Origin of the sequence: Streptomyces mexicanus (assembly GCF_902506575.1) — a bacterium.
GTDB classification, from domain to species: Bacteria; Actinomycetota; Actinomycetes; order Streptomycetales; family Streptomycetaceae; genus Streptomyces; species Streptomyces mexicanus.
In genome coordinates, this window is the sequence record NZ_LR732544.1 from 3,023,136 (window position 1) to 3,036,140 (window position 13,005).

At 75.1% G+C, this 13,005-nt stretch carries 10 protein-coding genes and 1 pseudogene; 3 read left to right on the forward strand and 8 right to left on the reverse strand.

Translation table 11 applies throughout. The features are described from left to right. A partial coding sequence (locus tag GV126_RS13500; RefSeq protein ID WP_236569979.1) for an ABC transporter permease occupies window positions 1-1,153 on the forward strand: 1,153 nt, incomplete at its 5' end. Here GV126_RS13500 and GV126_RS13505 read toward each other — a convergent pair. The 5 genes and pseudogenes from GV126_RS13505 to GV126_RS13525 form a co-directional block, all read right to left on the reverse strand. Beyond that, on the reverse strand, window positions 1,154-2,374 hold the full coding sequence (locus GV126_RS13505) for a cytochrome P450 (RefSeq protein ID WP_159666069.1): 1,221 nt from the start codon (window positions 2,372-2,374) through the stop codon (window positions 1,154-1,156). Window positions 2,375-2,431: 57 nt separating this feature from the next. Beyond that, entirely contained in the window at window positions 2,432-3,106 is a 675-nt protein-coding gene (locus tag GV126_RS13510; RefSeq protein WP_159666072.1) for a response regulator, read from the reverse strand. Continuing rightward, window positions 3,103-4,523 (reverse strand): annotated as a pseudogene (locus GV126_RS13515) (sensor histidine kinase). Before GV126_RS13515 ends, GV126_RS13510 begins: the two are co-directional and overlap by 4 nt. A gap of 35 nt (window positions 4,524-4,558) precedes the next feature. Next, window positions 4,559-5,746: an acyltransferase family protein gene (locus GV126_RS13520; protein WP_419796099.1), complete on the reverse strand. Its 1,188-nt coding sequence runs from the start codon at window positions 5,744-5,746 to the stop codon at window positions 4,559-4,561. 122 nt (window positions 5,747-5,868) lie between these two features. Further along, complete coding sequence (locus tag GV126_RS13525) at window positions 5,869-6,954, reverse strand: alpha/beta hydrolase (protein ID WP_419796098.1); 1,086 nt, start codon at window positions 6,952-6,954, stop codon at window positions 5,869-5,871. A 307-nt stretch (window positions 6,955-7,261) separates the two neighbouring features. Here GV126_RS13525 and GV126_RS13530 point away from each other — a divergent pair, with 307 nt between their 5' ends. Next, window positions 7,262-8,683 carry a PucR family transcriptional regulator gene (locus GV126_RS13530; protein ID WP_159673650.1) on the forward strand — a complete coding sequence of 474 codons (1,422 nt, stop codon included), beginning with the start codon at window positions 7,262-7,264 and terminating at the stop codon, window positions 8,681-8,683. A gap of 304 nt (window positions 8,684-8,987) precedes the next feature. Further along, entirely contained in the window at window positions 8,988-9,776 is a 789-nt protein-coding gene (locus GV126_RS13535) for a phosphatase (RefSeq protein WP_159666078.1), read from the forward strand. Window positions 9,777-9,801: 25 nt separating this feature from the next. Here the strand turns inward: GV126_RS13535 and GV126_RS13540 are convergent, their stop codons facing one another. The 3 genes from GV126_RS13540 to GV126_RS13550 form a co-directional block, all read right to left on the reverse strand. Then, window positions 9,802-10,815: a cation diffusion facilitator family transporter gene (locus GV126_RS13540; RefSeq protein WP_159666081.1), complete on the reverse strand. Its 1,014-nt coding sequence runs from the start codon at window positions 10,813-10,815 to the stop codon at window positions 9,802-9,804. A 5-nt stretch (window positions 10,816-10,820) separates the two neighbouring features. Next, on the reverse strand, window positions 10,821-11,702 hold the full coding sequence (locus GV126_RS13545; RefSeq protein WP_159666084.1) for an acyl-CoA thioesterase: 882 nt from the start codon (window positions 11,700-11,702) through the stop codon (window positions 10,821-10,823). A gap of 81 nt (window positions 11,703-11,783) precedes the next feature. Next, window positions 11,784-12,941: an acyl-CoA dehydrogenase family protein gene (locus GV126_RS13550; protein WP_159666087.1), complete on the reverse strand. Its 1,158-nt coding sequence runs from the start codon at window positions 12,939-12,941 to the stop codon at window positions 11,784-11,786. Window positions 12,942-13,005 lie beyond the last annotated feature (64 nt).

Sequence of the window (13,005 nt, forward strand, 5' to 3'; positions counted from 1 at the left end):
GGGCGGTCGGGCCGCCAGCCAGCCGCGCGGCGACAGCGAGGGCAGCGCCGGCGGGCCCGGGCCGGGGGCCGGGTCGCCGGGGGCGCGCAGGCCGAAGGCCGCGCGCGGGGCGGCGGCGGTCAGACCGCGCGCGAGGCGGGCGCTCCCGGGCAGCTGGGGGGGGGCCCTGGGCGCGGCCTTCGTCCTGCGCGCGGCGGGCGACTCGGCCCACGACCAGGGCTCGTCGGTGCTGACCTGGCTGTCGCCGCTGGGCTGGCTGGAGAACCTGCGGCCCTTCGCCGTCGAACGCTGGTGGGTGCTGCCGCTGTTCGCCGCGGCCGCGGCGCTCCAGGCCGCCGTCGCCTACGCGCTCGCCGGGCGCCGGGACGTCGGCATGAGCTTCCTGCCCTCCCGCCCGGGACCGGCCGAGGGCCGGCTGGGCGGGGCGGGCGGCCTGGCCTGGCGGCTGCAGCGCGGAAGCCTCCTTGGCTGGAGCGTGGGATTCTTCCTCGCGGGCCTGGTCTACGGCGCGATGACGACCGGCGCGGCGAGACTGGTCGGCGACAACGACCAGGCACGGCAGATCATCCAGCGGATGGGCGGCCGGGCGGGGCTGACGGACGCCTTCCTCTCCGCGATGGTCGGCATGCTCGGGATGGTCGCCGCGCTCTACGTCGTCGCGTCGGTGCTGCGGTTGAGCGGCGAGGAGACCTCGGGCCGCGCCGAACCGGTGCTCGCGAGCGCCGTGGGGCGGCTGCGGTGGGCCGCCGGGCATCTGGCGGTCGCCTTCGGCGGCTCGGTGCTGATCATGGTGCTGGCGGGGCTCGGCTTCGCGGCCGGCTACGGGCAGCGGCCCGGTGCGGTTCTGGGCGCCTGCCTGGTACAGGTGGCCGCGGTGTGGATGATCGGCGGCGTCGCCGTCCTGCTGCACGGGCTGCTGCCGCGCGCCGCGGTGGCGGCGTGGGCGGTGGCCGGGGCGGTGCTGCTCCTCGGGTGGATCGGGCCCGCGCTCGACGCACCCCGCGTCGTGCTGGACCTCTCGCCGTTCGGGCACCTGCCGAAGCTGCCGGGCGGGGAGATGACCTGGGGGCCGGTGGGCGTGCTCGTCGGGATCGCGGTGGTGCTGGTGGCGGGCGGACTGGCGGGATCGCGGCGGCGGGACCTGGCGGCCTGATCACCCCACCTCCACGCGCAGCCCCGTCAGCCCCCGCATCACGAAGTTCGGCCGGCGCTGCGGCTCCGCCGCCAGACGCAGGGTCGGGGCCTGCCGCAGCAGGGCCGCGAGGGAGGCGGCGAGTTCGATACGGGCCAGCGGGGCGCCGATGCAGTAGTGGATGCCGGCGCTGAAGGAGATGTGCGGGTTGTCGCGGCGGGTGAGGTCCAGGCGCTCGGGGTCGGTGAAGGCGGCCGGGTCGTGGTTGGCGGAACCGAACAGCATGGCGATCTCCGCGCCCCTGGGGATCGTCGTGCCGTCGATCTCGATGTCGTCCAGGACCCACCGCTCGAAGAGCTGCAGCGGGGTGTCGTAGCGCAGCAGTTCCTCGACGGCGGACGGGACCAGGGTGTGGTCCGCGCGCAGGGCGGCCAGCTGGCCGGGGTGGCGGAACAGCGCCCACCAGCCGTTGACGGTGGCGTTGACGGTGGCCTCGTGGCCCGCGTTGAGCAGCAGCACCGCCGTGGAGATCATCTCCTGCTCGGTGAGCCGGTCGCCCTCGTCGTGGGCCGCGATCAGCCCGGAGATCAGGTCGTCGCCCGGCTGCTCGCGGCGCTCGGCGATGAGTTGCCGCAGGTAGTCGGAGAACTCCACCGACGCCCGCACCGCCTTCGCGGCCGTCTCCGCGCTCGGGTTCAGCTCGTACATCCCGCAGATCGCCGCCGACCAGGGCCGCAGCCGGGCGCGGTCCGCCTGCGGGATGCCCAGCATCTCGGCGATCACCGCGACCGGCAGCGGTTCGGCGACGTCGGTCAGCAGGTCCCCGCCGCCCTCCCGCACCAGATGGGCGACCAGCTCGTCGGCCAGGCGGTGCACGTACGGCTTCAGCCGCTCCACCGTGCGCGGGGTGAACGCCTTCGACACCAGGCGCCGGATGCGGGTGTGGTCCGGCGGCTCCAGGTCCAGCATCCCGTGGTCGTTGAGGACGTGGAACGGCTCGTGCTCCGGCGGGGGCGGCGTGCGGCCGAACTCCTCGTGCGTGAAGCGGTGCAGGTAGGTCCGGCCCAGCCGCCTGTCCCGCAGCAGTGCCGACACATCCGCGTGGTGCGGCACGAGCCACTGGTCGCTCGGCTCGTAGTACAGCACCCGGCCCCGGGCACGCAGCTCGGCGAAGGCGGGGTAGGGGTCGGCGACGAACGCCGGGTCCCACGGGTCGAACGCGAGGTCGCGGACAGCTGCCATGCCCGGGACGCTAGCCCCGCCGACCGGTGCCTGACCAGGGGGTGCGCACCGCATGCGTCAGTATCCGGAGGGGCGGACCAGCCCGCACTCGTAGGCGAACACCGCCGCCTGGGTGCGGTCGCGCAGCCCCAGCTTCACCAGGATCCGGCCCACGTGGGTCTTCACCGTCTGCTCGGCGACGACCAGCCGCTCGGCGATCTCCGCGTTGGACAGCCCCTGGGCGATCAGGGCGAGCACCTCCGTCTCACGCTCGGTGAGGTCGCCGACGCGCTCCTTGAGCGGGGCGCGGGGCCGGCCGTTCATCCGGGAGAACTCTGCGATCAGTTTGCGGGTGATGCCCGGCGCCAGCAGCGCGTCACCGGCCGCGACGACCCGGACCGCCTCGGCCAGCCGGTCGGCGGAGGCGTCCTTGAGCAGGAACCCGGACGCGCCCGCGCACAGCGCCTCGTACACGTACTCGTCGAGGTCGAAGGTGGTCAGCACCAGCACCTTGGTGCCGGGCGCCTCGGTGGTGACCCGGTGGGTGGCCTCGATGCCGCCCAGTCCGGGCATGCGGATGTCCATCAGCACGACGTCCGGGGCGAGTTCGGTGACCTTGGCGACGGCGTCCAGGCCGTTCACCGCCTGACCGACCACCTCGATGTCCGGCTGGGTGTTGAGCAGCACGCTGAAGCCCTCCCGGACCATCTGCTGGTCATCGGCGATCAGTACGCGGATGCTGCCGCTCGTCATGGCGTGTCTTCTCCTGTCGGGTGCGGTGCACCGGACCCCGGCGCGTCCTGTTGTGCGGTGGGGGCGGCGGACGGTGGTTCCAGGTGGACGACGGGCAGGCCGTCCGGGGCGATGTACTCGACGCGCGGGCCGGGCGGTACGGGGTCGTCCGCCGGTGCGGTGCCGTCCCGGGGCAGGAACGCGGAGACGGAGAAGCCGCCGTGCAGTGTTCTGGCGGCGGTGACGTGCCCGCCCAGCATGGCCGCCCGCTCGCGCATGCCCAGCAGGCCGTGCCCGGCGCCCGCGGAGGGCGGGACCCGTTGCCGCGGGCGGGAGTTGACCACGTGCAGGTGCAGGCCCTCGGGAACGTGCACGACCTCCACGCGGACCGTCGAACCCGGGGCGTGACGCAGGGCGTTGCTGAGCGCCTCCTGCACGATGCGGTACGCCGACAGCTCCACACCGGGCGGATAGGGCCAGGCGGTGCGCCGCCGGTCCTGGACGTCCAGGGCGACGTGAAGCCCGGCGGCGCGGGGGTTCTCCACCAGGGCGCCGAGGCGGGCGAGGGCGGGCTGCGGGGGCTGCGGGGCCGCCGCGGGGCCCGGCCCCCCGAGGCCATAGGGGCCTCGGGGGCGGCCGAACGCAACACGCCCAGCACCCGGCGCAGTTCGGCCAGCGCCTCCAGAGCGTTGTGCCGGATGCCGGCCAGGTTCTCCCTCAGTTCCTCCGAGGGGTTCTCCGTCAGGTGCGGGGCCACCTGCGCCTGGATGGAGATCACCGACATGTGGTGGGCGACCACGTCGTGCAGTTCGCGGGCGATGCGGCTGCGTTCCTCCAGCAGCGTGCGGCGGGCACGTTCCTCGGCGGTGAGCGTCGTCTGCTGCACCAGTTCCGCACGGGCCTCACGGCGGCCGCGCAGGGCGATGCCCAGCACCACCACCACCGCGGACAGGGCCACGGCGAGCACACCGGTGGACTGGTAGTTCGCCGCGCCCCACACGCCTTGCAGGAGATAGGTGACCAGCGCGGTCACGCCCAGCGCCTCGGCGGCGACGCGGGTGCGCACCCGCAGGGCGAGCAGCAGCAGGACGAACAGGTGGCCGACGATCCCCGCCACGGTCCAGGGCCACTGGAACCCGGCCGTCCGCCCCGACAGCAGGGAGCCGTGCACGGTGATCGCCTGCAGCGCCGTCGCGGCCGTCGACAGCCACCACGCCGGGACCGGCCGCCACAGGGCCAGCACCATCGCCCCGCTCTGGCCGACCGCGAGCGGGAGGGCGAACGCGGCGACCACGTGACCGGAGTCCATGAGGTACGGCAGAGCACCGGTGAAGACCCCGAGCGCGGCCAGGCACACCATCCCGTGGGGCAGCCAGCGCAGCCACACCGAGGCGGGCAGCGGATCGGCCCGCACGGTCCACAGGTCGTCCCGCAGCATCCGCAGCGCGCGCCGGACGGCTTCCCCCCTTGGCATCACGCGCCCACCTTAGGGGGTGTGACGCGGGCCGCGTCCGGCCGCCGGACGCGCACCACCCGCGGCGGGCGCCGGCCACCGGCCCGCTCGTAGCCGTGGAAGGCCGCCCAGCACACGGTCAGGGCGAGGGCGAAGACCGGGAGCCAGGCCAGGCGGGCCACCACCCAGCCCGGGCCGTCGGGGACGGAGTGCAGGCCGGGGAGGCGGCCGGCGAGCAGGCCCGTGGCCGTGGTCGCCATCAGCGCCGTCTGGTGCCACAGGAAGATCGTCATGGCGGAGAGGTTGACCAGCACCACGGCCGCCCAGGCCGGCGGGCGGCGCATCGCGCGCTCCAGCCGCTCGCGCAGCAGCAGCGCCAGGCCGCACTGGGCCAGGCCGAAGGTGACGGCGGCCAGCGTCGGCGGGTTCAGGTTGGAGACCGGAGCGCCCGGAACGCCGACCATCGACGCCGGGTAGCCCGCCCAGGCGACCAGTGCCGCGGTGGCCGCTGCGCCGCCGGCCAGCAGCACCCGGCCCGCGCGGCGGCCTTCCAGTTCGCCACGGGTCCAGGCGGCGCCCAGGGTGAACGGCACCAGCCAGCCCGCGGGCAGGTTCAGCCAGCCCAGCCAGTCGGGGCCGCCGAGGCCGAAGCGCACGAGGTCCACGTGCAGGACGACGGCCAGGGGCCACAGCGGGTTGAGCCGGGTCAGCAGCGGGGTGGCGGCCGTCAGTGCCGCGTGGACCAGCAGGAACCACATCGGGGACAGGGCCAGCTTGACGAGCGTGCGGACCGTGCCTGGGTCGGCGCCGGTCAGCAGCAGGGCGCTCGCCGCGACCGTCCACAGCACGAGGACGGCGGCGGCCGGCCGGAACAGGCGGGACAGCCGGGCCCGCAGCCATCGCGGATAGCCGATGCCCCGGGCCCGCGCCGAGAGGTGGCCCCGAGTGGCCACATGGCCGCCGACCAGGAAGAACACGGCGAGGGTCTGGAACATCCAGGAGACGGGCGCCAGCCCGGGCAGGTACTGCAGGGGGCTCGCGGTGCGCAGCGCCGGGCGCGGGCCGGCCGGCACGACCAGCGCCGTGACCAGCCAGTGGCCCAGCACCACGCCGAGGATCGCGCAGGCCCTGAGCGCGTCGACCGCGCGATCCCGGCCGGGCGGGGTGGCGGCGTGGAGACGCTGGGCCGCGGCGTTCAGGCGAGACAGCGGAGCCGGCCAGGACGCTCGGGGCCGTCGGGACCGCCAGGACCCGCGGGACGGCCGAGGCGGGCGGGGCCTGCGGGGCGGTGCGGTCGCTTCCGTGGGGGGATGGGCGAGGGTTCGCTCGGTCACCGTGCCTCTCCTTCGTCTCCGTCACCGCTCACATCGCCGTTTCCGTCGCCGTCTGCGGCTCCGTCACCGTCGTGCTGTCCGGGCTCGGTCCCGAGGACGATCCGGGCGAGGTGGGTCAGGGACGGGGAGCCGGGGGTGAAGTAGGCGCTGTGGCCGCCGCGCCCGGCCGGGAACGTGCGCGCGCCGAAGGCCGGGTCCATCGGGTCGGTGCCGAAGCCGACCGTGGTGCCGAACAGCCCGGCCCGCACGTGCGGCACGTGCGCCACCCAGTCATCGGTGCCGCGCCCGGCCCAGACGCGGGCCGGGGTGTGCAGCGCGGCCACGGAGTCGGCCCCGGTGCCGGGGCTGCCGATGAGCGCGATGTCGTCCACGTCCAGGCCGGCGGCGGCACGGCCGCACACGACCGAGCCGTAGGAGTGGCACACGAGTGTGATCCGCGGGCCGCGGCCGAGCACGCCCCGCAGGTCGTGCACCGCCTGCCGCAGGCGCGGGGCCGCCCGGTCGGCGCGCCCCGTGGTCAGGACGGTGGTGCTGACGGTTCCCGGGGTCCGGTAACCGAGCCAGGCCACCACCGCCGTGCGGGCCGGGGCCGGGGCGCGGCGGGCCAGCTCCGTGGACAGCGCCGACGCGCCCGCCCGGAAGCGGTCGTAGGTGTCGAGCGAGGTGTCGGAGCCGGGGACGAGGATCGCCACGCGGTCCGCGTGCGCCAGGTCCCCGATCACCTCCGTGACCCGGCCGGGGCCGCGTCCGTCGAAGGCGAGCAGCCGGTGCCCGGGGGCCGCCAACTCCCGTTCCACCGCGGCTCGGTGAACGTCCCCGTGGGCGGCGGCCAGGCGGGCGGCCCGCGCCGCGTCGGCCCGGTTGGCCGCGTACGCCGCGTCCAGGGTCGCCCGGGTCGGCGCGGGGAGGGCCGCCGGTGCCGGGGCGGGGATCTCGGGCCGGGCGGCGGCCGACAGCGGGACCACCACCGCGGCGGCGACGAGGACGGCGAGCAGAGCCCGCCACCATCTGTGGCTGCGACGTCCGGCCCGAGCCGGCCGCCTCTCCCCCACGACACCGCCCCGCGCGGCACCGCCTCGCACGGCGCGAACCGTCCGCTCCTCCCCCATGGGTCGCTCCCCTCCGCCGCGCCCGCCCGTCGAGCGCGTCTGAGGGGAAATTACGGAGCGGGGGACGTCGTCCGCGTCCCGCTGCGGAGCTGTCCCGGGCCGTAGCTCTCAGGTATTACGGGTATGACCGAGGGGCCGGGACCGGGGCCGGGGCCAGGGCCGGGACTGCGTCCGCCGAGCGCAGACCGCCGAGCGCAGACCATCGGGCGCGGACCACCAGGCGCGGACCACCGGGCACGGACGCGAGGCGCGGGCGAGGCCCGGGGGGACAGGGACGCCGATCCCGCTGTCGGCGCTGCTGGGCCGGGAGGACCTGGCGCTGCGGCGGATCGCCGGCCCGCCGGACACCGTCATCCACTGGGCGCAGACCTCGGAGATGGCCGATCCGTACCCCTATCTCCTGGGCGGCGAGCTGCTGCTGACCGCCGGCGTGCACATCACGGACGCGGCGCTCACCGACGACGGCTCGCCGTACTTCGACGCCTACGTCTCCCGGATCGCCGCCGCGGGCGGCGCCGCCCTCGGCTTCGGGGTCACACCCGTGCACGACACGGTGCCGCCCGCCCTGGTGGCCGCCTGCGAGCGGCACGGGCTGCCGCTGGTCGAGGTCCCGCCGCACACCACCTTCTCCGGGGTGGCCCGCGCGGTGTGGCAGCTGATGGCCCAGGCCCGCCTGGCCGAGCTGCGCCGGGTCACCGAGGCCCAGCAGTCCCTGGCCGCCGCCGCGTCCCGCGCCGACCCGGTGCCCTCGGTGCTGCGCCAGCTGGCCCAGCGGGTCGCCGGCCGCACCGTGCTCTACGGTCCCGAGGGCGCCCGCATCGCCGAGGCGGGCCGCGAGGAGCAGCCGCCGGCCGTGCGGGAGGCGCTGGACGCGCTGGCCCGGGCCGTCACCGGCCGCGCCCGGTCCTCCGCCACCGACACCGTGGCCGGCTTCCATCTGGCCGCCTACGCGCTGGGCGCCGGGCAGGAGTTCGTGCTCGCCGTCGCCTCCGCGCACCGCGAGCCGGGCGACCACACCATCGCCTCCGTGGCCGCGGTGCTGCTCTCGCTGCTGACCGGCGAGCACCAGAGCGGCACCGGGGCGGCCCGGTCCTCCGCGCTGGTCCGGCTGCTGCTGGGCGCCCCGCCCGAGGAGGTGGCGCCGCTGCTCGGGGGCGGCCGGTGGGTGGTGGTGCACGCGCGGCCGGGCGGGCAGGCCGCCGACGCGGTGGCCGCCTCGGCGCTGGGCGCCGCGCTCGGCTCCCCGTTGGTCGACCTCGCCGACGGTGTCGTACGGGTCCTGGTGCCGGCCGGGCGCGAGGTGACCGCGCAGCCGGGCTGGACCCTGGGGGTCAGCGCCGCCGTCGAGCCGTCCGGCTGGCCGGCCGCCGACACCCAGGCGGCCCGCGCCCTGGCCCGCGCCCGCGCCACCCGCGCCGCGCTGGTGACCCACGGCCTCGGCTCGGGCCTGGCCGACCTGCTGCCCGCGCGGGAGGCGGCGGCGCACGCCCGCGCCCTGCTGGCCCCCCTGACGCCGGTGCTCACCGAGACCCTGCGCGCCTGGCTGTCCCTGCACGGCAGTTGGGACCGCACCGCCACCGCCCTGGGCGTCCACCGCAACACCGTCCGCCACCGCATCACCCGCTGCGCCGCCCTGCTCCACGCGGACCTGGACGACCCGGACGTGCGCATGGAGCTGTGGTTCGCCCTGCGGCACGCCTGAGGGGGGCCGTGGCCGCCCTGCGCCGCACCGGACGCGCCCGTGGTCGCCCCGCGCCGCACCGGACGCGCCCGTGATCGGCCCGCGCCGCGCCTGAGGCGCCCGTGGTGGCCCCGCGTCGCACGAGACACGACCGCGCTCGGCCCTGCACCGCACCGGACGCGCCCGTGGCCGCCCCGCACCGCACAGACGCAACCGCTATCGGCCCCGCGCCGCAGCGGACAGTGACGGCGGTCCGGGCGTGAGACGTGTCCCAGCGGCCACAACGGCCGGGACGGGCGCGGGACGCTGCCCCACAATGGGGACCATGCCGATATCCGGGACACCCAGCCGCGCCGAACTCCTCGACCATCTCGTGCAGACCCGTATCGCCGGGAACGTCGCCACGCCGCGCGAGAACAACCTCTCCCACTACCGCAAACTGGCCAACGGCGACCGCAACTTCTGGCTCGGCCTGGAACTCGGCGACCGGTGGAGCGACGAGCAGGACGTGCTCGCGGTGATGGCCGAGCGGGTCGGCGTCAACGACGACCCCGAGTACCGCCAGGGCCAGGACACCATCGACCCGGAACTGACCGTCGCCGCCCTGGAGCGGATGGCCGGCCGGCTGCGCAAGGCGGCCGAGGGGCGGCAGCGGGTGCTGCTGGCCACCGGTCACCCCGGCGGCCTGCTCGACGTGCACCGCGCCACGGCCGCCGCGCTGCGCGCCGCCGGCTGCGAGATCGTCGTCATCCCGGACGGGCTGCAGACCGACGAGGGGTACGTGATGCAGTTCGCCGACGTGGCGGTCCTGGAGCACGGTGCCACGCTGTGGCACACCCACTCGGGCGAGCCGATGCGCGCCGTCCTCACCGGCCTGGAGCGGGCCGGCCGCCCGCTGCCGGACCTGGTGGTCGCCGACCACGGCTGGGCGGGATGCGCCGGGCAGCACGGCGTGGACAGCGTCGGCTACGCCGACTGCAACGACCCGGCGCTGTTCCTCGCCGAGGCCGAGGGCACCCTGCAGGTGACGGTGCCGCTCGACGACCACGTGGTCAGCCCCCGCTACTACGACCCGATGACGGCGTACCTGCTGGACCAGGCGGGGCTGCTCTAGCGGGCGCCCAGGCCCCGGACAGGCCCTAGGGCGGGGCCGGTGCCGGGCCGGAGGCCGCGCGGCGGGGGGTCGGGTCGAGATAGACCCGGCTCACCGCCGGGAACCGCGCCCGCAGCCGCTGCTCGGCCTGTTCGCAGGCCCACTCGATCTGCGCGGCGCTCGACACGTCCCGGAAGTCGACCTTGGCGGCCACCAGCGCCTCCTGCGGACCCTGCACCAGCGTGGTCAGCTCCAGGACGGCCTCGACGTGCTCCACCGCCAGCAGTTCCGCCCGGATCCCCTCCCGCGTCGCGCGGGGCAGCGGCCGGCCGATGAGCAGCTCCACGTTCGACCGGCCCAGCACCCAGGCGACGTACAGCAGCAGCGCGCCGATGCACAGCGAGGCGACGCCGTCGAAGACACCGGACCCGGTCAGCTGCCCGCCGAGCAGCCCGCCCGCGGCCAGGACCAGGCCGATCAGGGCGGCCGAGTCCTCCATGACCACGGCCTTGACGGCGGTGTCGGCGGTGCGCCGCAGGTAGCGCAGGAAGGGCACGCGGCGGCGGGCCGCCTCGCCGCGGGCCTGGCGCACGGCGGTGCGCAGCGAGAAGCCCTCCAGCAGGAAGGCGACGGCGAGCACGAGGTAGGACGCGAGCGGGTCGCCGAGGTTCTCCCCGGAGACCAGCGTGTGGATGCCGTCGTACAGGGAGAAGACGGCGCCGCCGACAAAGGTGGCGACGGCGGCCAGCAGCGCCCAGACGTAGCGCTCGGGGCCGTAGCCGAGGGGGTGTTCCTCGTCGGCGGGCCGCGCGCTGCGCTTGAGCGCGGTGAGCAGCAGTACCTCGGTGACCGTGTCGGCGACCGAGTGCGCGGCCTCCGACAGCATCGCGCTGGAGCCGCTGATCACCCCGGCGACCGCCTTGGCCAGCGCGATCCCGAGGTTGGCCAGGGCGGCGACGATCACCGTGAAGGTGCTCTCGCCGCCGCCGCTGCCCTGGTGCGCCGTGTCCGCCGGGTCGGCCGGGTCCGCCGTGTCCGCTGTGCCTGGTGCGTCCGCCATGCTCCTCAGTGTTCCCGGGGGACGCGGACCACGCCCTCCTGGATCACCGATATGGCCAGCCGCCCGTCCTGGGTGTAGATCCGGGCCTGGCCCAGGCCGCGCCCGCCGTGCGCGGAGGGCGACTCCTGGTCGTACAGCAGCCACTCGTCGGCGCGGAAGGGCCGGTGGAACCACATCGCGTGGTCCAGCGACGCCCCGACCACGTCCCCGACGGCCCAGCCGCCGCGCCCGTGCGCGAGCAGCACGGAGTCCAGCAGGGTCATGTCGGAGACGTAGGTGGCGAGGACCACGTGGAGCAGCGGTGCGTCGATGTCGCCGTCGAGCTTGCCGTTGGTGCGGAACCACACCTGCGAGTGCGGCTCGCGCGGCGCGCCGAACCGCCCGAACGGCGGCTCGTCGACGTACCGCAGATCGACCGCCTCACGCGCCTCGAGGAACCGCTCCACCACGTCCGGCGGCAGGTGGTCGTAGCCGCGCAGCCGCTCCGCGGAGGTGGGCAGGGTCTCCGGGTCCGGCGCGGGCGGCATCGGCGCCTGGTGGTCCAGGCCCTCCTCGTACGTCTGGAACGACGTCGACAGGTGGAAGATGGGCTGCCCGTGCTGGACGGCGACCACCCGGCGGGTGGTGAAGGACCGGCCGTCGCGGATGCGGTCCACGGTGTAGACGATGGGCGCGCCCGGGTCGCCGGGGCGCAGGAAGTAGGCGTGCAGCGAGTGCGCGTGCCGGTCCGGGGGGACCGTGCGCCCGGCGGCGACCAGCGCCTGCGCGGCGACCTGCCCGCCGAAGACGCGGGGGACGACCGCCGAGCGGGATGTGCCGCGGAAGATGTCCTGCTCGATCTGCTCCAGGTCGAGCAGATCGAGCAGCGACTGAAGTGCCTGACTCATGTGTCAGTTGTATCCTGCACTGATTTCGGCCGGGTGACGGACCCGGTACCCCTGACGCGGGCCCTTGCGGACCCGTGTCCTTTACAGACCCATGTCCTTGGCGATGATCGTCTTCATGATCTCGCTGGTGCCGCCGTAGATGCGGTTCACGCGGTTGTCCGCGTACAGACGGGCGATCGGGTACTCGTTCATGTAGCCGTAGCCGCCGTGCAGCTGCAGGCACCGGTCGATGACGCGGTGGGCGACCTCGGTGCAGAACAGCTTGGCGGAGGCGGCCTCGGCGGGCGTCAGCTCGCCGGCGTCCAGCGCCTCCAGCGCGCGGTCGGCGACGGCCTCGGCCGCGTCCACCTCGGCCTGGCAGGCGGCCAGCTCGAACTTGGTGTTCTGGAAGTGGGCGACCGGCTTGCCGAAGACGGTGCGCTCCTGCACGTACTGCTTGGCGAACCGGACGGCGGCTTTGGCCTGCGCGTAGGCGCCGAAGGCGATGCCCCAGCGCTCGGAGGGCAGGTTCTTGCCGAGGTAGTAGAAGCCCTTGTTCTCCTCGCCGAGCAGGTCCTCGACGGGCACCTTGACGTCGACGAACGCCAGCTCGGCGGTGTCGGAGGTCTTCAGGCCCAGCTTGTCCAGCTTGCGGCCCACGGAGTAGCCCTCGGACTTGGTGTCCACGGCGAACAGGGAGATGCCGTGGCGGCGGTCCTCGGCCGTCGGCGCGGACGTGCGGGCGCAGACGATGACGCGGTCGGCGTGCACGCCGCCGGTGATGAAGGTCTTGGCGCCGTTGAGGACGTAGTGCGTGCCGTCCTCGGAGAGCTTGGCGGTGGTCTTCATGCCGGCCAGGTCCGAGCCGGTGCCCGGCTCGGTCATCGCGATGGCCCACATCTCCTCGCCGGAGACGAACTTGGGCAGGTAGCGCTTCTTCTGCTCGTCGGTGGCGAGCATCTTGATGTACGGCAGCGCGAGCAGCACGTGCACGCCGGAGCCGCCGAAGGTCACGCCCGCGCGGGCGGTCTCCTCGTACTGGATGGCCTCGAACTTGTGGGTCTCCAGGCCCGCGCCGCCGAACTCCTCGGGCACGTTGATGCCGAACAGGCCCAGCTCGGCGAGCTTGTAGTAGAACTCGCGGGGCACGATGCCCTGCGCGAACCACTCGTCGTACACCGGTACGACCTCGGCCTCGATGAAGGCGCGAAGGGTCTCCCGGAACGCCTCGTGATCCTCGTTGAACACCGTACGGCGCACGCCGCCACCTCCACGTACCTCGGCCTGACTGCCAGCAGCTACCTGTCTAAGCGCTTGCTCATCC